26 protein-coding genes and 2 pseudogenes are annotated in these 23,419 nt (G+C 44.3%); 17 read left to right on the plus strand and 11 right to left on the minus strand.

The window, feature by feature from the left end; translation table 11 throughout:
• Positions 1–95 precede the first annotated feature (95 nt).
• From BK126_RS29940 to BK126_RS19285, 3 genes and pseudogenes are all read left to right on the plus strand, one after another.
• Positions 96–358 (plus strand): annotated as a pseudogene (locus tag BK126_RS29940) (DNA alkylation repair protein); the annotation flags it as partial.
• A gap of 314 nt (positions 359–672) precedes the next feature.
• Complete coding sequence (locus BK126_RS19280; protein ID WP_076314187.1) at positions 673–2,412, plus strand: ABC-F family ATP-binding cassette domain-containing protein; 1,740 nt, start codon at positions 673–675, stop codon at positions 2,410–2,412.
• Between the two features lie 44 nt (positions 2,413–2,456).
• Positions 2,457–3,914 (plus strand): DEAD/DEAH box helicase, encoded by a 1,458-nt coding sequence (locus tag BK126_RS19285; RefSeq protein ID WP_076314188.1) that lies wholly within the window; start codon positions 2,457–2,459, stop codon positions 3,912–3,914.
• Between the two features lie 233 nt (positions 3,915–4,147).
• Here the strand turns inward: BK126_RS19285 and BK126_RS19290 are convergent, their stop codons facing one another.
• Complete coding sequence (locus BK126_RS19290) at positions 4,148–4,867, minus strand: MerR family transcriptional regulator (protein WP_076314189.1); 720 nt, start codon at positions 4,865–4,867, stop codon at positions 4,148–4,150.
• Between the two features lie 177 nt (positions 4,868–5,044).
• Between BK126_RS19290 and BK126_RS19295 the strand changes: the two genes are divergently transcribed.
• Positions 5,045–5,653: a VOC family protein gene (locus BK126_RS19295; protein WP_076314190.1), complete on the plus strand. Its 609-nt coding sequence runs from the start codon at positions 5,045–5,047 to the stop codon at positions 5,651–5,653.
• A 108-nt stretch (positions 5,654–5,761) separates the two neighbouring features.
• Here the strand turns inward: BK126_RS19295 and BK126_RS19300 are convergent, their stop codons facing one another.
• A complete protein-coding gene (locus BK126_RS19300; RefSeq protein ID WP_076314191.1) occupies positions 5,762–6,511 on the minus strand; it encodes an alpha/beta fold hydrolase in 750 nt (249 codons plus the stop codon).
• Between the two features lie 127 nt (positions 6,512–6,638).
• Here BK126_RS19300 and BK126_RS19305 point away from each other — a divergent pair, with 127 nt between their 5' ends.
• Genes BK126_RS19305 through BK126_RS30280 form a run of 3 tightly spaced genes read left to right on the plus strand, consistent with a single transcriptional unit; the run spans position 6,639 to position 8,024 of the window.
• On the plus strand, positions 6,639–7,586 hold the full coding sequence (locus BK126_RS19305) for a helix-turn-helix transcriptional regulator (protein ID WP_076314192.1): 948 nt from the start codon (positions 6,639–6,641) through the stop codon (positions 7,584–7,586).
• A gap of 24 nt (positions 7,587–7,610) precedes the next feature.
• Positions 7,611–7,883, plus strand: a complete 273-nt coding sequence (locus tag BK126_RS19310) for a type II toxin-antitoxin system Phd/YefM family antitoxin (protein ID WP_076314193.1) — start codon at positions 7,611–7,613, stop codon at positions 7,881–7,883.
• 30 nt (positions 7,884–7,913) lie between these two features.
• Complete coding sequence (locus BK126_RS30280; RefSeq protein WP_205054709.1) at positions 7,914–8,024, plus strand: type II toxin-antitoxin system RelE/ParE family toxin; 111 nt, start codon at positions 7,914–7,916, stop codon at positions 8,022–8,024.
• Positions 8,025–8,087: 63 nt separating this feature from the next.
• On the opposite strand, the gene hepT is transcribed toward BK126_RS30280, so the two are convergent.
• Positions 8,088–8,495 (minus strand): type VII toxin-antitoxin system HepT family RNase toxin, encoded by a 408-nt coding sequence (hepT, locus tag BK126_RS19320; protein WP_076314585.1) that lies wholly within the window; start codon positions 8,493–8,495, stop codon positions 8,088–8,090.
• A 105-nt stretch (positions 8,496–8,600) separates the two neighbouring features.
• Positions 8,601–8,897: pseudogene (gene mntA / locus BK126_RS19325) on the minus strand (type VII toxin-antitoxin system MntA family adenylyltransferase antitoxin); the annotation flags it as partial.
• Between the two features lie 81 nt (positions 8,898–8,978).
• On the opposite strand from mntA, the gene BK126_RS19330 reads away from it, so the two are divergent.
• The 7 genes from BK126_RS19330 to BK126_RS19360 all read left to right on the plus strand — a co-directional run bounded on the left by BK126_RS19330 (position 8,979) and on the right by BK126_RS19360 (position 15,270).
• On the plus strand, positions 8,979–9,980 hold the full coding sequence (locus BK126_RS19330) for a sigma-70 family RNA polymerase sigma factor (RefSeq protein ID WP_371264554.1): 1,002 nt from the start codon (positions 8,979–8,981) through the stop codon (positions 9,978–9,980).
• A gap of 64 nt (positions 9,981–10,044) precedes the next feature.
• Positions 10,045–10,470, plus strand: a complete 426-nt coding sequence (locus tag BK126_RS19335) for an SRPBCC family protein (protein WP_076314195.1) — start codon at positions 10,045–10,047, stop codon at positions 10,468–10,470.
• Positions 10,471–10,513: 43 nt separating this feature from the next.
• A complete protein-coding gene (locus BK126_RS19340; RefSeq protein ID WP_076314196.1) occupies positions 10,514–10,936 on the plus strand; it encodes a VOC family protein in 423 nt (140 codons plus the stop codon).
• A gap of 177 nt (positions 10,937–11,113) precedes the next feature.
• Positions 11,114–12,202 carry a 5-methyltetrahydropteroyltriglutamate--homocysteine S-methyltransferase gene (locus tag BK126_RS19345; protein WP_076314197.1) on the plus strand — a complete coding sequence of 363 codons (1,089 nt, stop codon included), beginning with the start codon at positions 11,114–11,116 and terminating at the stop codon, positions 12,200–12,202.
• A 24-nt stretch (positions 12,203–12,226) separates the two neighbouring features.
• Positions 12,227–13,717, plus strand: coding sequence for an aldehyde dehydrogenase family protein (locus BK126_RS19350; RefSeq protein ID WP_076314198.1), 1,491 nt, complete (start codon positions 12,227–12,229; stop codon positions 13,715–13,717).
• 364 nt (positions 13,718–14,081) lie between these two features.
• On the plus strand, positions 14,082–14,606 hold the full coding sequence (locus BK126_RS19355; protein ID WP_076314199.1) for a sigma-70 family RNA polymerase sigma factor: 525 nt from the start codon (positions 14,082–14,084) through the stop codon (positions 14,604–14,606).
• The gene (locus BK126_RS19360; protein WP_076314200.1) at positions 14,599–15,270 is read left to right on the plus strand and encodes a DUF3600 domain-containing protein; all 672 of its coding nucleotides are present in this window, start codon (positions 14,599–14,601) and stop codon (positions 15,268–15,270) included. Before BK126_RS19355 ends, BK126_RS19360 begins: the two co-directional genes overlap by 8 nt.
• A gap of 32 nt (positions 15,271–15,302) precedes the next feature.
• On the opposite strand, the gene BK126_RS19365 is transcribed toward BK126_RS19360, so the two are convergent.
• From BK126_RS19365 to BK126_RS19375, 3 genes are all read right to left on the minus strand, one after another.
• Positions 15,303–16,061 carry a pentatricopeptide repeat-containing protein gene (locus tag BK126_RS19365; protein ID WP_076314201.1) on the minus strand — a complete coding sequence of 253 codons (759 nt, stop codon included), beginning with the start codon at positions 16,059–16,061 and terminating at the stop codon, positions 15,303–15,305.
• A gap of 206 nt (positions 16,062–16,267) precedes the next feature.
• Positions 16,268–16,651, minus strand: coding sequence for a hypothetical protein (locus tag BK126_RS19370; protein ID WP_076314202.1), 384 nt, complete (start codon positions 16,649–16,651; stop codon positions 16,268–16,270).
• Positions 16,648–17,403 carry an SDR family oxidoreductase gene (locus BK126_RS19375; RefSeq protein ID WP_076314203.1) on the minus strand — a complete coding sequence of 252 codons (756 nt, stop codon included), beginning with the start codon at positions 17,401–17,403 and terminating at the stop codon, positions 16,648–16,650. The genes BK126_RS19370 and BK126_RS19375 overlap by 4 nt, the downstream gene beginning before the upstream one ends.
• A gap of 125 nt (positions 17,404–17,528) precedes the next feature.
• On the opposite strand from BK126_RS19375, the gene BK126_RS19380 reads away from it, so the two are divergent.
• A complete protein-coding gene (locus BK126_RS19380; RefSeq protein WP_076314204.1) occupies positions 17,529–18,077 on the plus strand; it encodes a TetR/AcrR family transcriptional regulator in 549 nt (182 codons plus the stop codon).
• A 112-nt stretch (positions 18,078–18,189) separates the two neighbouring features.
• On the opposite strand, the gene BK126_RS19385 is transcribed toward BK126_RS19380, so the two are convergent.
• Positions 18,190–18,864 carry a class I SAM-dependent methyltransferase gene (locus BK126_RS19385; RefSeq protein ID WP_076314205.1) on the minus strand — a complete coding sequence of 225 codons (675 nt, stop codon included), beginning with the start codon at positions 18,862–18,864 and terminating at the stop codon, positions 18,190–18,192.
• A 204-nt stretch (positions 18,865–19,068) separates the two neighbouring features.
• Here BK126_RS19385 and BK126_RS19390 point away from each other — a divergent pair, with 204 nt between their 5' ends.
• Positions 19,069–20,895 (plus strand): hypothetical protein, encoded by a 1,827-nt coding sequence (locus BK126_RS19390; protein WP_076314206.1) that lies wholly within the window; start codon positions 19,069–19,071, stop codon positions 20,893–20,895.
• 27 nt (positions 20,896–20,922) lie between these two features.
• Here BK126_RS19390 and BK126_RS19395 read toward each other — a convergent pair whose 3' ends face one another.
• Together BK126_RS19395 and BK126_RS19400 are read right to left on the minus strand one after the other, a co-directional pair.
• Positions 20,923–21,354: a hypothetical protein gene (locus BK126_RS19395; protein ID WP_076314207.1), complete on the minus strand. Its 432-nt coding sequence runs from the start codon at positions 21,352–21,354 to the stop codon at positions 20,923–20,925.
• A complete protein-coding gene (locus BK126_RS19400; protein WP_076314208.1) occupies positions 21,351–21,557 on the minus strand; it encodes a helix-turn-helix transcriptional regulator in 207 nt (68 codons plus the stop codon). Before BK126_RS19400 ends, BK126_RS19395 begins: the two co-directional genes overlap by 4 nt.
• 261 nt (positions 21,558–21,818) lie before the next feature.
• Here BK126_RS19400 and BK126_RS19405 point away from each other — a divergent pair, with 261 nt between their 5' ends.
• Positions 21,819–22,502 carry a hypothetical protein gene (locus tag BK126_RS19405; RefSeq protein ID WP_076314209.1) on the plus strand — a complete coding sequence of 228 codons (684 nt, stop codon included), beginning with the start codon at positions 21,819–21,821 and terminating at the stop codon, positions 22,500–22,502.
• Here BK126_RS19405 and BK126_RS19410 read toward each other — a convergent pair.
• On the minus strand, positions 22,471–23,340 hold the full coding sequence (locus tag BK126_RS19410) for a helix-turn-helix transcriptional regulator (RefSeq protein WP_076314210.1): 870 nt from the start codon (positions 23,338–23,340) through the stop codon (positions 22,471–22,473). The genes BK126_RS19405 and BK126_RS19410 overlap by 32 nt on opposite strands.
• Between the last annotated feature and the right edge of the window lie 79 nt (positions 23,341–23,419).

Genomic DNA, 23,419 nt, shown 5'->3' on the forward strand with positions numbered 1-23,419 from the left:
TACCTTTAGGGTGTTACGCTGAACCGTACCACAAGTAGAGCAAAATGAATTGCAATAAGAATTATAACGAAATTAAGTTATTAATTTATCGCGTGAATGACATAAAAAAAGATCACGAGCTAGCAATGGAACTCTGATCAACCGAGGAGTTTTTGCCCAGACTATGGGTAATCTTAATTATGGATAAAAAACTTCTTTCACAAGAAGTGCTAAATAAGTAAGCTTGATCAGGATATGCAGACTCCACACTTTAGATGAGCGAAATAACTTAATGGATTGGTTAATGGCTAATCAGCTCACCAAAGACAAGAAGACCCTTGCATTAATGGAGTCATGGGAAAATAGCCCTTCTTCTCTAGCTGATGCAAGGTCTCCGTTTCTACAATTTGCTGTGAAACTTCCTCGTACGTTGGGAGCATAAACGTGATCCTCCTTAATCTTTTATTTATGGATATGAACACTCTTGCGGTATGTATTATGAGATAATTTATACATATATCCATGAACCAATCCTTCTAAATCAACCACTCAAGAGACCCAAACCCACAATCCAATTGAACTTACCATGGAACAGTGTTACGCTGAACAACGGCGACTCAGACTTATGTTCTGTCTTACCATCGCCATACACCAACAATAGTCACCATCCTAGCTATCCAGAAAGGTAATACGATGATCAAAGTTGATAACTTATCCTTTTCATTTCCGCAAAAGGAACTGTATAAAAATATTTCGTTCACGTTAGAAGAGGGCCAACACTGCGCTTTCATAGGTACAAGTGGTAGCGGCAAAACTACGCTGATTGATATCCTGATGGACCCTGAAAGGTATTTGTTTGAGGGGAAGCTTGAGATCGACCCGAATTGCAGAATCGGGCATGTCAGTCAGTTCTCGCAAGTAGACAACACAAAAGAAGTAACGGTCTTCGAATATATTGGAGAAGAATTCATTAAGATTCAGAACGAAATCACATCCATCTGTACAGAGATGGAAACCTCTTCGGATATGGATGACCTGCTGGAGAAGTATCAATTGGCGTTGGACGCGTTTGAAGCCATGGGCGGGGACGATTTTGAAAGTAACATTAATAAGAAGCTAAATCTGGCCAACCTGATGAAGCTCAAAGACTCCAGCGTATCCGACCTGAGCGGCGGGGAATTTAAGCTGATTCAAGTGATGAAGGAAATGCTGAATCATCCGGAACTGCTAATTATGGACGAGCCGGATGTCTTTTTGGATTTCGAAAACCTGAACGCACTTAAGAAACTCATTAATTCCCACAAGGGCATGCTGCTCGTTGTTACGCATAACCGGTATCTGTTGAACCATTGCTTTAACAAAATACTACACCTCGAAAACGCGGAGATCCAGGAGTTTGATGGGCGATATATCGAGTACAATTTCTCTTTACTTCAGACCAAGATTGAGATGCAGGAGCTCGCAGTCGCTGAACAGGAAGAGATTGAGCGCTATGATGTCATTATTGATAATCTTAGAGCGATCGCAGAATATAATTCAGAAGCATCCAGAGGAAGGGCGTTAAAGGCCAGAGTCCGGTTTCAGGAACGATTGGAAGCACGTAGAATTAAAGCGCCATTTGTTGATATCAAGCAACCAAAGATTCGGTTTGAGCTGGATCATATAGTGGAAGACACCACTTTCATAAATGTGGAGAATTATAGTGCTGCCTTTGATGAGTTGCTTTTGCATCATGTGAACTTTGAAATCAAATCGGGTGATAAAGTAGCCATTATCGGTGCGAACGGTACCGGGAAAACGACTTTGCTCCGGGAAATCGCTCGAAATCATCATGACTCCATTGAAATAAATGCCGATGCTAAAGTTGCTTATTTGTCTCAGCTTCAAGGCGAAACGTTAACGGATTCGAATACCATACTCCATGAATTCATTGACGCCGGGTTTCAAACCTATGATGAGATTAGAGCTTATCTTAAACACTATGGTTTTGAAGGTGAAATCCTGGATCAGAAGATCGGAACGTTATCTGGCGGAGAGAAAAATATACTTCAGCTAGCCAAGGTTGCTGCCAGTCAGGCCAACATACTGCTTCTTGATGAACCGACAAGCCATTTGGACATTTACACCCAGATCGCACTAGAGAAAGCCATTATCGACTATAAAGGCGCGATTCTGATGATTTCGCATGATTTCTATTCCGTTGTGAATGGTATGAATTATGTATTAATCATTGAAGATAAGACAATACGTAAGATGAGTATGCGCAAGTTCAGACAGATGATTTATGCGAGCCACTTCAGTAAAGACTATTTGGAAATGGAACAGAAGAAGAAGGCCGTTGAAATGAAGATTGAATTGGCTTTGAAAGATACGAATTTTGAACTTGCCAAAGTGTTGCTTGATGAGCTGGAAGAGCTGATTAAGCTGCTGTAAATGACAAATGCACGGACATGTTACTTATATAAAGGGGTTACTTCATGAGTGAGCAAGTTGAGCAAGGCTTTGAAAGTTATGAATTAAGTGAGGAAATTATCCGTTCATTGGATAGCCTGGGGTATAAGCAGCCGACGGAGGTACAACGTAAGGTCATTCCTTATGCGCTGGGGAAAAAAGATATGACCGTTAAATCCCATACCGGAAGCGGGAAGACCGCAGCTTATGGGATCCCAATCTGTGAGATGCTGGAATGGCAGGAATACCGGCCGCAGGTCCTTATTTTGACGCCAACGCGTGAGCTGGCCGATCAGGTTAAGCAGGATATAATGAACATCGGCAGATATAAACGGATTAAGGCAACCGCTGTATACGGGAAACAACCTTTTCACAGACAGAAGGTGCAGCTGCAGCAAAGAAATCATGTTATTGTAGGCACACCGGGGCGGTTAATTGATCATATCGAGAAGCAGACGATTGATTTGGAGCAGATTCGTTATTTGGTCATTGATGAGGCCGATGAGATGCTGAACATGGGTTTCATTGAACATGTGGAGAAGATTATCCGTGAGCTGCCGCTGGAGCGGATGACGATGCTGTTCTCGGCGACGTTGCCTAAAGATGTGGAGCAGCTATGCCACAAGTATATGAATGATCCGCTGGATATTGAGGTACAGACCGAAGCCAGAACGACGAGCCAAATCGAGCATTCCCTGTATGCCGTCAGGGACGATCACAAGCTGAAATTGCTGCGGGATATCACGGTTGTCGAGAATCCGGATAGCTGCATTATTTTTTGCCGGACCCAGATCAGGGTTGAAACGGTATTTAATGAATTGACTAAGCACGGCTACCCTTGCGGCCGAATCCATGGGGGCATGGAGCAGGATGATCGCACGGAGATGATGAACGCGTTTAAGCGGGGAGAATTCCGCTACCTGATCGCCACGGATGTGGCTGCCAGAGGGATTGATATCGAGAACATCAGCCATGTTATTAATTATGATTTTCCGCAAGAGAATGAAAGCTATGTCCATCGCAGTGGCCGTACGGGAAGAGCCGGGAAATCGGGGAAGGCCATCTCCTTCGCTACACCGTCTGAAGACAAGTTCGTGGCCAGCGTCCAGCAATACATCGGGTTCGAGATTGAGAAGCGTAACGCCCCGTCCAAAGAGGCCATCGCACGTACTCTTCCTGCTTTTGAAGTGAAGCTTGCGAATCAGCAGACGATCAAGAAGGACCGAAGCTCCCATCGGAACCAGGAGGTTCTGAAGCTATATTTTAACGGGGGGAAGAAAAAGAAGATCCGCGCCGTAGACTTCGTAGGCACCATTGCTAAGATTGACGGGATATCGGCCGATGACATCGGGATCATTGTAATAGAGGATAACGCCTCCTACGTGGATATTCTTAACGGCAAAGGTGAACTCGTTCTGAATGTGATGAGGAATACAACCATTAAAGGGAAGCAGCTGAAGGTACATCAGGCGAACCGCCAATAGCGAGAAAATCTATGGTGGGGTATGTTGTCAATAACTAAATAGGATAGTAATTTTATGAACCAAGGAGCTAAGGGATATGTTCTCGCTTAGCTCCTTGGTTTTTGGCGTCTACCGATGCTTTCTTGAGCAGACGAGAGGAGGGTGGCGGATGGAAAAACGGGAACTAATACAATTGCTCAAAGAGCTTCGGAGTATGACCGTTAAGCTGAACCTTCTCACAAGTAGAGCAAAATTTAGTTTGAATTTACCGGTGCTGAGGCACGGTTAGTAAGAATGTCAAAAAGCTTCTGCAAATAAAAAATTCCTCGTACTTGCTCTACGAGTGTATGGTCAATGTATTGTAAAGACTTAAGAGCAATTTCTTTAGCCTGAGCAACGTTATGGTTATCAAGATCCGACAATACTTCACGAACAACATCCAAGGAATAAACCACTCTCTGAACGGTACGAATGATCAGAATCTTTCGGACATCGGACGGGCTATAAATGCGAAACCCGCTCTCTTTGTGCCGTTCAGATTTAATTAATCCTTCTTTCTCCCAATGTCGAATTGCGGATGCAGATATGTTGGCCTCTCTCGCCACTTCTCCAATCGTAAAAAACGGTTTGCTGCGGTTGAGTGGAAGATCAGTAAGCTCTCTTAAATCAAGCATCTCGACTGTTCTTTGAACCGTTAGCTTCTCGGCATGCAGGTCCACTTGTGCTTTATTTATTAACCATAGAGCATCAAGTCTCTCCCCCTTGACGATGCGTGGCATGACTTCCTTGACCAAATCCATACCAAATCCTGATTTTAGGGCGCGAATACATTGGAAATACGATTCATGCTCCTGTGTATATATTCGGTAACCATTCGATGCTCTTTCGACTGTAGGAATTAACCCCCATGCTTCGTAATGCTTCAAGGCGCTCGTGCTGATATTCGACTTTGTGGCTATTACCCGCCCATTCATCCAACCTTCAACTCCTTGTAATTCAACCTTAAAGCATATGACTACTTTATTAAATTAGATCCCATATTATAAGGATATATTTTTTCAAACCTTACCATTTGCATTAATATTGTACGATAGGAGTGTAAGTCGAATAAATCCCAAATCAATTTTCGGGGCGAAAATGGAGGAGATCATTTGAGCAAAGTCATTCCGATATTGCCTTGCGTGAGCATTGATGAACAGTGTGAGTTTTATGAAAGCATCGGCTTTACAATAACCGCTAAGGATAAAGCCCCACATGCGTATGCCGCTGTACGCTACGAGGATGTAAATTTACTTTTTTGGGGCAGTAAAAAAAATAACCCCAGCGCCAACGCGAGCATGGTGTTCATTGAGGTTGAAGACGCCGACAGCTTGAATGCGGAGTTCTGCGGCAATATGAAAAGCGCATGGGGAAAAGTTCCGCGAACAGGATTTCCCCGCATTTCGAAGGTGAGAGAATTAAAAGAGGACAAGCGGTTTACGCTTTGTGACCCTTCAGGTAATACATTTTATTTCGGCACACCCAACAATGGAAATACGATCACAATGCGTACGCTTGATAACGAACAGCTTGCCGAGTCGTTCGCGGTTATTTACGACTTGCTGCATTCGAAGGAAAGTCCCGAAATAGCAGCTAAGGCATTGTCGGTATTTAACCGCAGCAAGGTCGAGTTAAATGTTTCGGATAAGGAAAAATTAGCGGTTCTAACATCGGAGATTGAAGAAGCATTGAAGGAAAGAGATGATAATGGATTAACCTAAAGAATTAAACCAAGCCAACGTATTAAGGCAAAAGGCACCCTCACAAGGTGCCCTTTAAATTTCTTATGATACGTTGAACCGTATCAGGCGAGTTTTCCCTGCTTCAAATTATTCGCGTTTCGGTATCCGCGAGCACCTCAGTTCATTCGATAAAAACTCTACGAGAATCGACCTCAAACCTTCTGGATTGCTAATCATCGGTAAATGTCCAGTATCCAAGCTCCGTACGGCTTGCGGTGCAAAGTTTGAGATCATCTTATCTTGTAACGAAGAACTAAGCTCTTTATCCTTTGTGAGCTTCACAAATAACTTTGGTACACTTGGAACGGGCACGTTGACTCGGTCTGAATAGACGCGTCTGGATTCCGGAATGAATCCTCTAACGATTATCGCAGCTTGATCGGCTGGGAGGTCGTTGCACAATCCCGATTGGATGATAGACTCCGGAGGTTTCGTACCTATGGTACGCAGCATGATGGACATTATGACTCGCTGAGGAAAAGGTAAAGCGGATAAAAATGAACCGCCCCGCTTTGGAATTACTGCACCTACAGCGACAATCCCCGCTAGTCGATCGGTCAATAAGGAGGCCAGTTTAAGAGCAAGCGCGCCCCCAAGCGAATGGGCAACGATTACGATTTTGTGAGGCCCCCACCCATCTACTTGTTTTTTCATTTCCGTCACGTAATTCTCCAAAGTAAGACCGTTTCTCGATTCCACGGAACCTTTCCTCTGAGGATACTCAGCTAGTAAAAAAGGATGTTCGAACGCCTCCACAACTTTACTCCAAACAAGACCCTCTAAGCCCGCCCCGTTGATGAAAACGAACCCTACTTTTTCTTGCGAATGTTTTATCATCAAAATTAGACCTCCGTTGGTTTTGAGTTTAAATTTTTCTTAAAGTTATCGTATCACCAAAATAAGACAGTTTATGTCTTATTTATGCAATACAATAAAATAAACGATAGGAAACGAGGTGGACCCTTTGCAGAAGTCGCAGCGTCTCATTCAGTTGATCATGAGGATCAACGCCAAACCTTCTTTTACCGTTAAGGAACTAGCCGATGAATTCGGTCTGTCCACACGAACGATTACGAGGGATTTGCTGGAGCTCAGCGAACTCGGGGTGCCGGTATATTCTGTTCAGGGAAGAGGAGGAGGCTACAGGCTGCTTCAAGAAAGACTCCTGCCGCCGATAAGCTTTACGGAGAGCGAAGCGATTGCGATGTTTTTTGCGTGCCAGTCGATGGAGTATTTTGGTTCCTTGCCTTTCGGGGAGGGGGTGGACTCCGCCCTTCATAAGTTCTATCACTACTTGCCTGCCGATGTAAGGGAACAAATCGACCGGCTAAAGAATAGAATTATGTTCTGGAGTCCTTATCGATCGATGTCAGCGGAAGTTCTGCAAACTCTCCTGAAAGCTCTTATGGTTGGTAGTGTAGTCAAGATTAAGTACAAATCCAGCAGCGGTGTATCGGAGAGAGATATTCAGCCGATCGGTCTATATGCCAGCTCTGGTTATTGGTATTGTCCGGCATATTGTTTCACTAAGGAGGATATCAGACAGTTTAGAGCTGATCGGATTCTATCCGCTGCGCTCAACAATCAAATGGCTTGCCTTGCAGACATCAGCCAGAAGACATTATTGGATAAACCTAATCAGGATGATGGGGAACCGTCTACACTCGAGCTTAAGATGACAAATAAGGGGGTGTGGTTGATGGAATCTAATCCTCGGTTTCAACCCTTCATCCAGCAGAATACAGATGGGAGCGGAAGCTTGACGATGAAAATAGCGGCAGAGGAGATGAAGTTCTACGTGGACTTGATTTGGCAATTCGGGAATGAAGTCGAAATAGTAGCCCCCGCTGAAGCCAGAGCATTTATCCAGCAAAAAATCAAATCTATGCAATTGATTTATCTGTCAGAATAATGATATTAGAAAGGGTTGTTAAAAATGAACATCAAACCCTCGACAACAATTAGACAAGATTACGACGGTTTCTCAAAGTATTGCCATGAAATTGATGAACCTGTGGTATTAACACGAAACGGTGAAGCTGATTTAGTTGTCATGAGCCATGAGACATTCAGACGAATGGAGGCTCGCATCAAATTACAGTCTAAGCTGTTAGTAGCGGAAAAACAGATTATAGAGGGTTCAGAATTACTTGATCATGATCAGGTAATGGAAAGAATGCGGAGGAAGATCGATGCCGCAAAAGAGTAAGATTAAATATACCCCAGCGGCAGTATTGTGGTGAGTCCGTATGTGGTGTTCTATCGGATCATAAATGATACAGTAGTCATCCACCGTATTTTGCATGGACGTAGAGATTATCTTCGAGAGTTGTTTAGCTCGTTTCAATAATATGAAATAGCTGCTCATGGGTTGAGTGGCTATTGGTGTCTAACTATAGAATGGAGAATACGACTATTCCCCCAACTGTAAAATCACCTTCGTAAAAACTTTAAAATCATCAACATGCTTCTCTATAATCGCCTCTAAAATCTCAAGCTCTAACGTCTGGTAGTCATGCACAGCAATATTTCGGAATCCAACCATATTCATCATGGTCTGTGCTAAGTCATTTTCAATTAATCCAGCGTCTAGCAGCAGTTTAAATGCGTCACGACTCGCTTTTGGCACGCCCAGCTTACGATTGCTGACAATATGCATGGCTAGGGCAATGCTCGCTTCACAAGCACGTTGAATATTCAGAATGATGCTATCCTGCTTCGTAAAGTCCGTTAGGTTTGCAGGGTTGCCCTCGTACACTTCATGAATACGTTTAATACAACGTTCGATTGTCGCCGCCTTATTCAAAACAACATCATTCATTGCCGAATCCGTTTCTCGTTCTTTAATCGCATCAATAATGGTAGCGCGCTGTTCGCTTAACGTAGCATACATGCTATAGGCACGTATTTTTTGGCGTGTAAATTCATTCTCGTTATGTATATAGATTGGAATGCCCTGCTCAAAAATTTGCATGGTGAACACGGTATCAACTTGTTTAATGTCGACTAAATCAACCTCTCGGTCGGCAATAGCCGCTAGCTCAGAAGCAAGTACAAAACGTTCATAAGGCGATAGCTGCTTGTCACTGAAATAAGCCAGATCGATATCACTTTCATCATGAGTTGTGCCTCTAGCGAAAGAACCAAATAGAATGACGAAGGCGGGACTTGCCTCTAGAATGATTTTATCTATTAACTTCTTTTGTAACTCTTCGATAAGCATGCGGATCACCTTCCTTTCTCGTATTATATAGTTTTTTTACAATAATGGAAGGGTGATTGCTAGACGCGCCTGTGTTAAACTATGACCAAATATATCCAAAATATCACCTGTCAAAAGGAGTCTGCTATGAGCGAGATGACATTGGATCTGCAAGTATTAGAAAATTTAAAACCGGCGTTAACGTCGTTCTGCTACAGAATGCTGGGATCCATCGATGATGCAGACGATGCTGTTCAAGAGGTATACATCCGTGTATGGCAGAGCAGAGACTCATTTCGGCAGGAATCATCGTATAAAACGTGGATTTATCGCATCGCCACGAACTTATGTCTGGACAAGCTGAGACAAGCCAAACGCCGTGCGCTGCCCGTTGATCTCTCTGAACCGGCGGCCTCCATCATTGAACCCCGCGAAACGTTGCCCGACTCCTCATGGGTATGGATTGCTCCTGATATGGGGGGGAATCCCGAAGAAGCTTTCATTCGCAAAGATACTCTACAGCTCTGCTTCATTGCACTACTTCAAACCTTACCGCCTCGCCAGCGTGCCGTACTTATTCTGAAGGATGTATTTGACTGGTCATCTAAAGAGATTGCTGAAGCGTTGAGTTTATCGCCAGCTGCTGTCAACAGCGCTTTGCAAAGAGCCAGGGAGACGATGAATCGGACCCGGCTCCGTTCCGAAGAGCTTAGCCGGATGGAGGTTCAGCCGGATCGCGAGCTGCTGACACGGTATGTGGACGCCTTTGAACAATTCGATGTCGACGCGCTAGTCGCGCTATTCCATGAGGAGGGCTGCATGTCGATGCCGCCTTTCCCGATGTGGGTGCGCGGCAAGGACGATTTGTTCAAATTCTTCTCTCTGACACGAAGTCATTGCGAAGGCTCACGCTTCCTGCCAGTTACAGTAAACGGCGGCTATCCTGCTTATGCGCAGTATATGCCAAGTCCTGATGCGTCCGTCCTGATCCCTTGGGGAATTCACGTCATTGAAGCGCATGATGGGAAAATACGGCATGTCCAAAATTTCATTAATACCAAATTATTTTCGCGATTTGGGCTTCCTGAGCAAATAGACCGATGAATTTCGAGGCCCCATGACGTCTATATCAATGAATAACAAAAAAACGATAAGAGGTGTCTTCAAAATGGGAACAAGTAATGGAACGAAAATAACGGTTCAGGCAGTCATTCAAGCGCCAATAGAGAAGGTATGGATCTGCTGGACGGAGCCGGCGCACATTATGAAGTGGAATCAAGCTTCTGAGGATTGGCATGTGCCGAATGCGGAAAATGATTTGCGGACGGGCGGCAAGTTTCTGACCAGAATGGAAGCGAAGGATGGCAGCATGGGTTTTGATTTTGCCGGCGTATATGATGAAGTGAACACGCATGAGTTGATTTCATATACGTTAGGAGACGGGAGACAAGTCGAGATCACCTTTATGGAGCAAGGCAGCGAAACGAAGGTCGTGGAAACGTTTGACCCTGAAAGTACGAATCCGGTAGAGTTCCAGCAAGCGGGCTGGCAAGCGATCATGGACAATTTCAAGGCGTACACGGAGCGATCCTAAGCGGTTCGTTCGAATATCGTCCAAATCCAAGGAGGTAGTATGTATGACTTCAAAACTAACCCCGTATATTACGCTGGAGGGGAACACGAAGGACGCTATCCAGTTCTATGAACAAGCCATCGGTGCCAAGGTTCTCTCGCTTATTACGTACGGTGAAATGCCGGATATGCCAAGTACGTTTACCGATGATTACAAGAGCCTTGTGGCACACGCAAAGCTGCAGGTTGGTGAATCGGAACTCATGTTTTCCGATGCTCCATGGGGTTCGCCTATTGCTGATGGAAAGCGGGTAACCATTTGCATTACATCAAATGAGGTGGAACAATCGAAACGAATCTATGATGCACTGCAGCAAGGCGGTCAAGTCAATATTCCGTTTAAGGAAGAGCCTTTTAGTCCTGGTTTTGGTGATGTGACAGATAAATTCGGCATAACCTTTCAGATTTTCACGGAATTTCAAAACTAAATGATGGCCAAGGAGTCGCCCAACATTGGTGCGGCTTTTTTGTTGCACAGTGGTGTCCAAATGGGAAGGATTGGGCTATTACTAAAAGCTATAGCTAGCCATACGTTTTACATATAACATGCAATCTATTTAATCGTGATATATTCAATAGATTAAAGATTTGAAGGAGAGACATCTATGATTCCATTTCGTAATGATCATGTAGGCAGCTTTTTACGTCCTGCCAACTTAACTCAGGCACGTGAGCAATATAAATCGGGCAATATCACATATGAACAATTAACGGCTGTAGAAGATAACGAGATCATCCGTATTATTGAGAAGCAGAAGGAGAATGGCATAGCAGCCGTAACGGACGGCGAGTTCCGCAGAAGCTGGTGGCATTTTGATTTTCTCGGCGGCTTGGATGGAGTAGAGTTATTTGAAGAAATAGCGGGACCGAAATTTCACAACATGGTAACTCGTAAAGGCGGTATTCGCATTGTCGGTAAAGTCGATTTCTCGACGCATCCGTTTATTCAGCATTTCGAGTTTTTGAAAAAGCACGCGGGTGATGCAGTGGCGAAACAGACGATTCCAAGTCCGAATATGCTTCTGTATCGTGTGGAATACAATGACGACATTTATAAGGATCGTGAATCGTTCCTTCAGGACACCATCGCGGCCTATCAAAAAGCGATCCAAGCCTTCTATGATGCAGGATGCCGATATTTGCAATTAGATGATACCGCTTGGGCAGATCTGTTCTCTGAAGCGGGTCATGATAAGCTGCGTGCGAAAGGCTGGGATCCGGCGGAAGAGCTGAAAATTATGCAGCGGATGATTAATGAATCTTTGGCTCATAAACCAGAGGATTTAGTGGTGACGATGCATATTTGCCGTGGTAACTATAAATCCAATTATTTCTCAACCGGCGGTTATGATTACGCTTCTGAAGTGATATTTGGAGGATTAAACGTGGACGGACTGTTCCTGGAATTCGACGACGAGCGTTCAGGTGGATTCGAGCCATTAAAATATGTGAATCGTAAAGATTTAAAAGTCGTACTCGGCTTAATCACATCGAAATCAGGTGAATTAGAAGACAAGGAACAAATTAAAGCGCGGATTGCAGAGGCGGCGACCTATGTACCGCTTGAACAGCTATGTTTGAGCCCGCAATGCGGCTTTTCGTCTACAGAAGAAGGCAATATTCTAACAGAAGAACAACAATGGAGTAAACTTCGTTTCGTTAAAGAAATTGCCGACGAAGTTTGGAATTCATAGATCCATACAACGGAGGGATAGAACATGACGATTCAAGCGGACAAAGAGACAATTGTAGTTGAGAACTTCATTAAGGGTCAGCGAGTAGAGTCCATTTCCCAATCAGCCAAAGAGAATCCGGCAAACCCCAATGAAATTGTCGGCTATTTCCCGGTCACCACGAAAGAGCAAGCGGCTGAAGCTATTGCAGCGGCAGCAGAGGCTTTTACAGTATGGAAGCAGAGTGCCATCGACGAACGCATCACGCGCATGCGCAAGGCCATTGAGAAAATTAGAGCAGCGGAGAATGACATTGTCCAATTGCTGTCTAGAGAGCATGGCAAGCCGCTTTATGATGCCCATGGTGAAATGTATGTTGCATTGATGTGGATGGAATTTGCCTGTGATCAGGCCAAGTCGGTTCTGCAGGAAGAAGTACAAGAGCATGAGACGGGCAAAACGATCATATCCCATGATCCCATTGGCGTGGTGGCAGCAATTAGCCCATGGAACTATCCTATTGCGCTGTCCACGATTAAGCTCGCTCCCGCCTTACTTGCCGGCAACACGATTGTGCTGAAGCCAAGTCCATTTGCCCCACTGGCGGCGACCAAAGTGGCAGAGATTATTGCGGGTGAATTCCCGGCTGGTGTGATCAACGTCGTTCATGGCGAATCCGATGTGGGCGTTGAACTGACCTCGAACCCTCTTGTCGCCAAGATTGCCTTTACAGGCGGAACCGAAACAGCGAAGCATATTATGAAGGCTGCTTCGGAAACAATTAAGCATATGACGCTTGAGCTCGGCGGCAACGATGCGGCGATCTTCCTGGAGGGCTTTGATGTTAACGATGAGCGGGCCATGCGCCGGATTGTCGTTTCTAACTTTTTGACAGCAGGCCAGATCTGCATGATTGCCAAACGTGTATATGTACATCGTTCGATTTATGATGCCTTCGTGGACAAATATATAGAGGCCGCCAATCGCTGGATTCGAATCGGAGACCCATTTGATCCGAATACAACGGTCGGTCCGGTCAATAACCTGAAGCAGAAGCAATATGTCGAGGGACTGGTCGAAGATGCGCGGAAACGCGGAGCGAAAGTCATTCCTCTGGGACAAATTCTCGATCAGAAGCGGATTGATGAAGGCTACTACCTGCAGCCGACCCTTGTGCTCGATTGTGACTATCGTGATCCGATTGTGGTAGAGGAACAGTTCGGTCCTACGGTACCGATCCTGCCTTTTGACGATGAAGAGCAGGTTATTGCATTGCATAATGAGAGCATCTATGGACTCACAAGTTCTGTATGGGGAAGAGAAGAAGATGCCATTCGGGTCGCACGCAGGCTCGAAGCAGGTACGACAATGATCAATACGGCAGCTGTGCAAGGGCTCGATGTAAGGTTCCCTTTTGGCGGTGTCAAGCAATCCGGCGTTGGCCGCGAATATGGCGAGGAAGGCATCCTCACTTATACGGAAACACATGTCATCAACGTACCGAAGGCACTGGATCTCCCTTATATACCAGAGTAATCTCGGTAACGTACATCCTCGATATATTAAATGATTTTTTTAAGAGGCGCTCAAATGGGGCGCCTTTTTCTTCGCATTAATAGATAATACGCTGAAGCGTAACAGTTTTACCCCATCCTAAACAATCTCCGGTATTCTACAGTCTTAGACTCTAACACCGTTCCGTTTTTGTAAAAACAGTCTTGTGAAATTTGCTCCTTTCTTCTCTTTTGCTCTAATACTCAACTCAGATTAACCTGACGGACACTTCCTAGAATCAATCTGGAATTTCGCGATTCTTTATTTTTATGAAGAAAATATCAAAAAATTAAAGCCAAAAGAATCTTTTGTTTGTCTAATAGGTATGTCAAAGAGGAGAGGGTGAATGACGATTAGACGTTTAGTGATAAAAGCACAAAAAGGGAATGATAAAGCATTTTTGAAAGTATTCCAGCAATACGAAGAAGATATTTATCGAATGGCTTATGTTTATGTGAGAAATAAAGACGATGCTCTAGATGTAGTTCAAGAAGTAGCGTATCAGTCTTTCAAAAAGTTAGATACGTTGAAAGAACCAGAGTATTTCAAGACATGGCTGATAAAAATTACTATAAATTGCGCAATTAATTTCAGAAAAAAGAACCACAAGGTGATTCAGCTAAAACCAGAGTTTGAAGAATTTATCGGTTCAGATGATGAAGATATTTCGCTTTCGCTATCATTGCAAGAATTAATGAATACTTTGCAAGAAGATGAGAAAAACGTTGTTTTATTAAAGTATTATCATGACCATACGTTAAAAGAAATTTCAGAATTATTAGATATACCCCTTGGAACGGCGAAATCAGTCTTATACAGAGCATTAAATAAACTTCGTAAAGGTGTTAAGGAGGCTGGTAACTATGAATAATCACCTAAAGCAAGAGTTAGCAAAAATAGAAATTCCGATGGAGCTTCACGAGAGAAGTAAATTGGGCGTGAAAAAAGCGAAATCTGAAATGGAATCAAAGATAAAGGTATCTGTTCGGAAGCGCTTTGTTTCAGCGATATTAGCAGCTTCTTTAATTATTCCAACAGGTGCATTTGCTTACCAAACACTTCTTGTCGATGAGTTGTATGGTTCATTCGATAATTTAAAGAAACAGCTATCTAGCGCTACAATGCAAGGATATTTACGGTTAAATGCTAAATTAACTCAAGCAAAAGGGGGGATGGAAAAGAAAGAATATGAGCAGTACAAAGAGTTACTGAAGATGGTATCCACTTCTAAGGTTAAATATGGCAACGAATACGGTAATATTGATTATTCTCAAGTTCCCTCCGAACAGTTAGACGAAATGAAGAGAGCAATGTTTGAACTTCAGCCATACTTTGACCAATTGAACGGGCTGAAATCAAGCAAAGAAGTCTTAACATCTGAAGAGTACGAGAACTATATTGATGCACTGATGACTTATGAAACAATAATGGCACAGAGTGGGAATGATCTTGAAAATATCCCTTCTCATTTACAAGATGAATTTACTAAAGTAAGAGATATTATTAGATATGTAGATGAGAAACAACGTCAATAAAATCATCCTTTACTATAGGCAATTCTTGCAAGTCATTTAAGTAAGCGTACCGGTCCCAGGTCACTTATACTCTTGAATGCAAAAAACATCCGAAAGTCGTTCATATGAAAATGATGCTGATAGACGAAGCGATCGACATCCAGAACGATATCCAAGTCGAGCTCCTTGCACATACGCTCCAGCGTATCATATAACAAGGCGATTTCTGCCTGTTCTAGCTTCTTCAGTTTGAAGTATCCAAGCGATACATGCGGCACATATGACCTGTATTCTGGAAAGATCTTCTCCATACGATTGTACAGATCGGTTAATATCTCGTAATCGTCCTTGGATGCGGGTACATATTTAATACTAATGACATCTTTGCCGCTGGTACTTACTCCAAGAGAACGCATTCGAATGCGCTGCCCTCCGTATAATGCGGCTATGCTCCGGAACTCTGCCGCAATGGCTTCTTCAAGCTGAGCTAATTTTTCCTGAATGATCTGTATGCTACCAGGTGTGTTATTGTCATTGCTGAAGGAGTGGATCGTCAAATGGAACGTATCCGGTTCGAGTTTTACGAGTTGATGCCCCAACACTACAAGGAGCTGCTCCTGCGCGACCCGGCACTTTTGGCGATCCGATTCAGATAATGTGATAACAGAGGTAGCACCGTAAAAATCGTTCATTTGTCCTTCTTGCGTAATTTTGGCTGATAAACTCTCCGAAACGACCCATTCCTCCGGTCTATTATTCATATCTTGATTCCATCGTCGTTGCAGATCGGAAGCGTATGTTTCATAATTCATGAATATTCACCTCATCTGAATTAATTATCTGTAGACTATCATCGTTTGATTATGGCTTATCACATTTTTTGTAAAGAATGATCTTCATTGGACATAAAAAAAACAGCGATTCTCCCATGGAGGATCGCTGTTCTATGTATTGTTCTATTTTGAGGCCAAGCGGTATTATTCTACCGAGTATTTAATCAAATTCCCAGAGACGCCCATCATTTTCTCACTAGTTCCGAAATATCCCAGATTAGACTGGAGACCTGAGAGACCTTCCCTGCATTCTCCACAGCAAGCTTGCTGTTCTCTAGAATCTGCTCGCTTGTGGCCTGCAGCTCCTCAGCATGTGCCGCTACGTGCTGTACCATATCGATAAGCTCGTTCGAGATGTGCTGGGTAATCGGAATATTGATCGTATCTACGGGGAAACCGTAAACTTCTTCACTGATATGTACGAGACTCGGCTCGCATCCGTTAGTTAAGGCTTTAAAGTCCTGAAACTCAGGGATGAGCGGATCGCCAACACCTCCACCGGAAGAGCGAATCGTATTTGTGTCACAGGAGGGCTGACGATTGACTATTTGAAGTACGGTTGTTTTCATCCCCGCGCCATTGCATTCGAAAGGGCATCTGGGAAGTATCTGCCGGCAAAGCGTAGAAATTTGGAGAATCCCGGGACGACCCTCTTTTTATTCTGCTCCATCCCATGGATCCCGTGCTTCACCAGGGTATCTAGGCTCATGTTGGGAATAGGGCCGCTGCTCTGCATATCCGGCTGGAGACTAGTTTCCGCAACGAGAGGCGGGACAAGCTCCATCACATGAACGTTTCTTCCAGACTTCTTGAGCTGGATTCGCAGTGCGTTGGTGAACATATGCACTCCTGCCTTCGTAGCCGAGTAGACCGGATGAGCGGGCGAAGAGACGTAGGACAGACCGGAGCTTACAGTGACAATCATGGCTTCGTCCTGCCTGCTCAATTGGGAGAGTAAAGCTTCTGTCATCCAGATGGTCCCGTTTAAATTCGTATCCACCTCAGCGGTAGTTCGCTCCAAATCAAGGTTGTCGTCCATCAATTCGAATGCGCGCATAATACCAGCTGAGTTAAATAAGATCGAGGCTTCTGGGTAGCGGTCACGTATGAATGCAGCCATTTCACGAACGGAGTTTGCATTAGAGACGTCACCTTGCAGTCCGATGAGCCCCTTATGTTTGCTGGTCACTTGATCGAGGGTTGCCTGATTCCGACCGATGACAATGACTGTATTGCCGCGATTCATAAACTCCAATGCGAAGGCAAGACCAATACCGGAAGTACCGCCTGTCACAATAATTGTACGATTAGAAAGCTTCATCCAATGACTCTCCTTTTCAAGTTACATTTTTTGAATTTTGTAACAACCGAGCAAACTAAGCATACAATGCCAAGTTACAAAAATCAATAGTTGTAACCTCTGATGCCAATCTGTATAATACAATTATGAAAAATTTAAGCAGAGAACTCATTTTACAAACCGCACATCGAATGGTCGTTGAAAACGGCATGGAGAAAGTGAATCTGTCCAAGGTCGGATCTGAGCTGGGGACAACGCACGCCGCGATCTACAAGTATTTTTCGGGCAAGGAAGAGCTGTGGACAGAGCTTGCATTATCTTGGCTGGACCATGAATTGGCGGGGCTGTTCCCATTCAATACGGACAAGTACTCATCTACGAAGGACATCGTGCACGACTGGTTATGGGAATTAAGTCATTCGAAATATGAAGCTTATATGCGTGAGACAGAAATGTTTAAGCTATATACGGCTTATATCGATGGGAATCCTAAGGTGCTCGTACGGCACATTGGCGATTTATTGGGCAGTCTGAAGGCAGCGAGCGGCATAGAGGACATTCAGCAGCTGCAGGCTATTTTGCTGGCGTTCTCTTATTTCTCCGCACCGGCTTATGCAGATAATTGGCTGAGGATTGACTTCAGAGCAGAGTTTGAATCAGTTTGGAAGCTGATTGAATCGGGGATTATGGCATAGTCGAGCATAGAGCTTGTGTTACTTCCGTATGCTGTTCGGCTTAGTGGCATAGAGGAGCGTGATTAGTCACACTCCTCTATGCCACACTTGCAACTATGGAAGATAACTTTAATCATTTTCTTCCGAAAAATACGGCAAAATCCAAATGCTTATACATACAATCTACATCTTGAAATCCCGCTTGCTCCATCCACTGGATCTGATCCACTAATTTTGCATTGATATCCAGCTTTCTTCTCTCTATGGATGCGTCAATCGCTTCCTTGCTGAGTCCACTTTCGTTAATACGCTCCAGCCAGCGTCGTCTGAACAATTCATCGTTTTGCGGAGTATTACCTGCTACTTGATCTGCATTTACAAAAATACCGCCGTCATTTAACAGCTGATGTATTGTGGAGAATAATTGCCTTTTGGCGGTGTGAGTCAAATGATGTATCGATAATGAAGAAATGACGATGTCATAGTTCTGAGAGAATGTTAGGTTCGAATAGTCCCCAACCACATATTCAATATTGCCTAATGAATGAAATCTCTCACGCGCGCCCTCCAACATTTTATCGCTCAAATCCACCAGTGTAATCTGCGAGTTAGGATATTTCTGATAGACCATGCTAGAAAATAACCCGGTACCTGCACCAAGATCAAGGATCTTTGGAGAGTCACTGCGGCTTTCAACCAAGGATAGAGCCATCCCATAAAAATCCTCAAAACAAGGGATAAGATGTTTCCTCTCCCGATCATAGTCACGGGCAACAGCGTCAAAAAGCTTCTTCACGGATAATTCCATTCCAACTCCCCCTTATACGTTTAACTCCATTGTAAAGAATAGAGCCGTGATTGGTATAATATATAAATCAAATAAAGTTGATAGGAAATGACTATAGAGAGGTTGCAGCACAGTATAAGCCAGCAGAGCCTACAGGGCACAGGTTCATGGTATGATGGATTAATAGGCATTTTTGTCTAATATTCACACAAAGGAAGGTAACGAATGGGATTTAAAGAGGAATTTAAGCGCGAAATGAACAACGCGATGAAAGACATAGAGAAAGAGGTGCACCATACGTGGAAGCTTGATTATCAAGGGCATTCCATTGAAGTCCATCATCAGTTAAAAGAAGAACAGCTCATCATTGATGGTATGACAGTGGATAAGAACCAACGAAAATATCTGTTATCACATATTATGCCTTACTCCAGATTATCAGGTACGCTGCTAACGGACGATGGAGTGAAGCATAAGGTTACAGTTAAGCTTGGAGGATTCATACACTTTAACTGCATAATTAAGATAGACAATAAGCTCGTATTGAATAATTCACATAAGCTGGATTTCCTTCCATGGGAGCATAAAGAGCCGCTCGTTCCTTATATACAGCGACAAGTTCAGATGCACGGAACGATCATTAACGATGATTTGCCTGATGATGAATACGTGTATGATGAGAATCATCGGCGCGTAGCGGCGGGGTATGCTGATTATGGAGTCGTGGAGGTGCCGAATCCATATCACAATAAGAAGCTCATCGAACGATTCGAACAGCAGCTTAAGGATCCGACGAATAAAACACGCAAGGCAACCTATGAACAAATTACGTTTGACTATATGGCAAGCAGCGCTTCAGAGTTCATCGAACGATTAGAGCAAGCCGAGCTGGATGAAGCTCTTGTGGAGCAGGAGGCCCTCTGGCTGCTTGAGCATGCAGCGCATAGGGAGGTTGTGAAGTTCGCTGTATTAGTGCTTGGGACTATACACGGTGAGAAACACAGGGACCTCTTATTCACCATTGGCTTGCATTCTGAATTCACAGCATACGTCAGCATGGCATTGAAGAACGGAATCAGAGAACCGGATCAGACGATCTTTGCGCTCGCCCAATCGACTCAGGGCTATGGCAAAGTGGCCGCTGTTGAACAGCTGGAAGCCACCACACCGGACATGAAATATTGGCTGCTGACAAAAGGCTGTGAAGGCAGCTTAGCTGCGTATTCGGCCTACACCTGCGCAGTCAAAGGAGATCTCCCAATAGCGCTGTACCAGGAGGAGATATCAAAAGAGCTTTACAATGGAGCAGGCCGTATAATTCAAACGCTGCTTGATGAAGCGGTGGATCATGACATCGATGATTATTTATTTGAGACGGCGACTCTATTTCGCTTCGTTTCCCATGCACGTCACCACTGTGAATCACTTACAGACTTCTATCCAATTATGAAAATAGATGAATTCCTCAGCTCTGAAGAAATCTGGGAAGACAGATCAGATGATGCGTGGAAGCAGCAGGAGCGTCTTTCTATTCAGGAAGCGATCCGTCCCATGGTTAACAATCCGAAATGGCCGCAGCTTGCCATGGATGCAATTGAGCAGAGAATCATTAATATAGAGGCGATTGAGGTTGCCCGGCACTACAAGCTGGACATTCGTTCCCAGCTGTTTGAGCTGCTTGATTTGAATCCAACAGATCAACATGTGTACCAAGCCATAATTCATTCAAATCATCGCGAGGATATGATGGATCTCTGTGCTTTTGCAGAACGTCATTTATTAGCTGCCGAGCTCTCAACAGAACAAGAAGAATGTCTGCGGTGCATTGTTCAAGGGCTATACGATGACGAAGGAACAGGGCTTCCATTGGTACTAGCTGCACTTGAATCAAATAAGGAGGAGCTTCAATATTCGGCCCTGAGCGTCTTAGAATGTTGGACACCTTCGGTCTGGCAAGAGCCGAGCGTACTGGCTGCAATAAAGACAATTGCAACAACAAGTAAGGATAAGGATGATCGCAAGCTTGCGAAGCAGTTGTTATCCAAGCCTTAAGTTAGAGGCAAGGTGTACGGGACTTCATCACATCTCTTTGTAGTACTTGAAACGGTAATAACTGTTACTGACAAGGATAAACAGATAGGCAAACACCAATAGCAGCAATACGATCAGCTCTACACCCATCAAGGATAGTGCTAAGATTAGTGCTCCAAATACAAAGGTCATCATATCGTACGCTTTTGCTTTTGCCCGGTTGGCGATCGCCAGATTACGCTCATCGTTCTGGTCAATCTCAAGCTGCTTAGCAGCGGCGGGTGCCCGCTTCATTGCATGTTGGAGGATGACTTCTCCTATACCGTGACCAAAAATAACACAGCCCACTCCTACACAAATATAAGGCAATGCTCGCAGCATACCTTCTGGATCTTCAAATGCTTTGATGAAGTACAGACCACCTGCGAGCATCCCTATGCCTAAGACGGTAAATATATAAGACGAAACCAATTTATTCATGCCTTCTCATCCTCCTCATAAATGAAGATTTCTTCGATACGCATACCGAAATAACGAGCAATCTTGAATGCTAACAGAATCGATGGGTTATAACGGCCGTTCTCCAGGGAACCGATCGTTTGCCGTGATACTTCAAGAGCTGCTGCTAATTCCTCTTGTTTAATTCCGCGCTGCTTGCGGATTTCTTCTAAACGGTTATTCATGTGTTCGCCTCCACATGGAAAGTCAGCTTTACATATGGAGAGTATATCGTACAAGGTGAGCAATGTAAAGCAAACTTTCCATTATGGTTGAGATACAGTGACCTATCAACCGCACCGCTGAGTTTTATCGTTCAAGAGAGCATCTCGAGAGAGGTGCTTTTTTGAATTACAGCAAGATGTGAGAAGTAAAAGAAAGCGGAGGGTGTTACGTTGTAGCTGTTGGTAGTCAACGACATCAGAACTCGAATGGAGGTAAAAAACATGAGTAATAAGCACAACAAAAAGAAAATGAACCGAGGCCTGACAGCTGCGGGTATTTTCCGCGGAGCGGGCTTATCAGCAATGATGGCAGGGCTTCTATACATCGTCATTCAGTTCATTCACCCGCCGGATGATCTGTCTTCTGTGAACTCCAGTTCTTGGGTCATGGTTGCATGCTTAACCCTTGTTATGTCTCTCTCCAGCCTAATCGGAATGACAGGGGTTTACATGAGGCAGGTACAAGAAGCGGGTTGGCTTGGTCTGATCGGTATTCTGCTGTTCGGTCTATTTTGGCTCATATCATTCGCCTTCAGCTTCATCGAAGCCTTTGTTATGCCGCTGCTTACAACGGATGCCGGAACATTTGTAGAAGGGATGCTGGGGATATTTGATGGAACGGAGAGTGCGGCTCATCTCGGAATCTTTCCGGCATTAGCCGGTTTAGCGGGCGGCATGTATATACTGGGTGGACTGCTGCTTGGCATCGCCATATTTCGGGCCAGAGTTCTGCCGCGCATGGCGGGTATTTTGCTTGCTTGTGCTGCCGCAGCGACCCTCGCCACTTCAATCATCCCTCACCCGCTGGACCGAATGATGGCAGTGCCCATGGGAGTGGCCCTAATATGGCTGGGATATGCGCTCTATGTCCGGTCTAACATTCTGAATCCGAAGGAAGCTTTTTGATGGGGGCATAGATGTGGTAACTTGAATCGAGATTGTGGACGTCATCAAATACTTGTACGAGTTCGATATCGGATTGCTCCGCTTCTTGTCTGGAGATCTTTAGAAATCTTGCATAATCCGTTTCGAGCACACTCCCAATCTCAAGCAGGTCTCCGAAGTACTTGAACCTGACACAAAAAATCGGAGGTACATTGACCGTAAAATAAAAGGGCTTATGAATTTGAATATCGCACGGAATTCCGAACAGAACCTTGAACTGGGTGGAGTTAGGCTGGCAGTTAGAGTAAATGACATAGCAGGGGCCATTTATGCTCTCATCAATCTGACTTAATAATAGCTTCGCATGATCACGAATTCGCTCTTTATAATCGGCTATGGCTAAATCTACCTCAAAGGCAATGCCGCTGAGCTGGATTTCATCTAATTCGATGAGGGTAAAGTCGGTAACGATATCACCGTTGATGTTTTTAATGGGTCTTTTGACAACTGCAGGGACAGGGGTTGGAGAGATCGTATGAGTTCCTGCCCTCAGAGAGCGGGGAGCTACGCCGTAATGTCGTTTGAAAGCGCGGGTAAAGGAGGCTTGGGTACCAAAGCTGAGCTCATAAGCGATGTCCGTTAGAGACATGTTATGGTTTTGTATCAACGTAACAGAAGCATTCAATCTTCTGGATAAAATGTATTGATTTAACGAACAGCCCGTCATTGCGGAGAACAGCCTGTGAAAGTAGTACTTTGACATGTTAAAGGAGGCTGCAACAGATTCCACGGACAAATGCTCATGCAGATGTTCCTCGATATAAATTAATGCCCTATCTACTGCCTCATAATGGTCCATGAATAACTCCTTTGCTCAGGTGTTCTCTGATCATTTTTGTAGTAAGTATAACGTAGCCTGAGGGATACACACCATCCTT

The sequence above is a fragment of the Paenibacillus sp. FSL H7-0326 genome, from assembly GCF_001955535.1.
Lineage (GTDB): Bacteria > Bacillota > Bacilli > Paenibacillales > Paenibacillaceae > Paenibacillus > Paenibacillus shunpengii.

Bases quoted from the DNA above. Each gene is read 5' to 3' on its own strand.
- BK126_RS19345 (WP_076314197.1), top strand. From the start codon at position 11,114: ATGATTCCATTTCGTAATGATCATGTAGGCAGCTTTTTACGTCCTGCC.
- BK126_RS19395 (WP_076314207.1), bottom strand. From the start codon at position 21,354: ATGAATAAATTGGTTTCGTCTTATATATTTACCGTCTTAGGCATAGGG.
- BK126_RS19335 (WP_076314195.1), top strand. From the start codon at position 10,045: ATGGGAACAAGTAATGGAACGAAAATAACGGTTCAGGCAGTCATTCAA.
- BK126_RS19330 (WP_371264554.1), top strand. From the start codon at position 8,979: ATGACCAAATATATCCAAAATATCACCTGTCAAAAGGAGTCTGCTATG.
- BK126_RS19380 (WP_076314204.1), top strand. From the start codon at position 17,529: ATGAAAAATTTAAGCAGAGAACTCATTTTACAAACCGCACATCGAATG.
- BK126_RS19310 (WP_076314193.1), top strand. From the start codon at position 7,611: ATGAACATCAAACCCTCGACAACAATTAGACAAGATTACGACGGTTTC.
- BK126_RS19290 (WP_076314189.1), bottom strand. From the start codon at position 4,867: ATGAATGGGCGGGTAATAGCCACAAAGTCGAATATCAGCACGAGCGCC.
- BK126_RS19410 (WP_076314210.1), bottom strand. From the start codon at position 23,340: ATGGACCATTATGAGGCAGTAGATAGGGCATTAATTTATATCGAGGAA.
- BK126_RS19390 (WP_076314206.1), top strand. From the start codon at position 19,069: ATGGGATTTAAAGAGGAATTTAAGCGCGAAATGAACAACGCGATGAAA.
- BK126_RS19405 (WP_076314209.1), top strand. From the start codon at position 21,819: ATGAGTAATAAGCACAACAAAAAGAAAATGAACCGAGGCCTGACAGCT.
- BK126_RS19375 (WP_076314203.1), bottom strand. From the start codon at position 17,403: ATGAAGCTTTCTAATCGTACAATTATTGTGACAGGCGGTACTTCCGGT.
- BK126_RS19350 (WP_076314198.1), top strand. From the start codon at position 12,227: ATGACGATTCAAGCGGACAAAGAGACAATTGTAGTTGAGAACTTCATT.
- BK126_RS19280 (WP_076314187.1), top strand. From the start codon at position 673: ATGATCAAAGTTGATAACTTATCCTTTTCATTTCCGCAAAAGGAACTG.
- BK126_RS19365 (WP_076314201.1), bottom strand. From the start codon at position 16,061: ATGAATTATGAAACATACGCTTCCGATCTGCAACGACGATGGAATCAA.
- BK126_RS19300 (WP_076314191.1), bottom strand. From the start codon at position 6,511: ATGATAAAACATTCGCAAGAAAAAGTAGGGTTCGTTTTCATCAACGGG.
- BK126_RS19340 (WP_076314196.1), top strand. From the start codon at position 10,514: ATGACTTCAAAACTAACCCCGTATATTACGCTGGAGGGGAACACGAAG.
- BK126_RS19360 (WP_076314200.1), top strand. From the start codon at position 14,599: ATGAATAATCACCTAAAGCAAGAGTTAGCAAAAATAGAAATTCCGATG.
- BK126_RS19285 (WP_076314188.1), top strand. From the start codon at position 2,457: ATGAGTGAGCAAGTTGAGCAAGGCTTTGAAAGTTATGAATTAAGTGAG.
- BK126_RS19385 (WP_076314205.1), bottom strand. From the start codon at position 18,864: ATGGAATTATCCGTGAAGAAGCTTTTTGACGCTGTTGCCCGTGACTAT.
- BK126_RS19370 (WP_076314202.1), bottom strand. From the start codon at position 16,651: ATGAAAACAACCGTACTTCAAATAGTCAATCGTCAGCCCTCCTGTGAC.
- hepT (WP_076314585.1), bottom strand. From the start codon at position 8,495: ATGAATGATGTTGTTTTGAATAAGGCGGCGACAATCGAACGTTGTATT.
- BK126_RS19355 (WP_076314199.1), top strand. From the start codon at position 14,082: ATGACGATTAGACGTTTAGTGATAAAAGCACAAAAAGGGAATGATAAA.
- BK126_RS19400 (WP_076314208.1), bottom strand. From the start codon at position 21,557: ATGAATAACCGTTTAGAAGAAATCCGCAAGCAGCGCGGAATTAAACAA.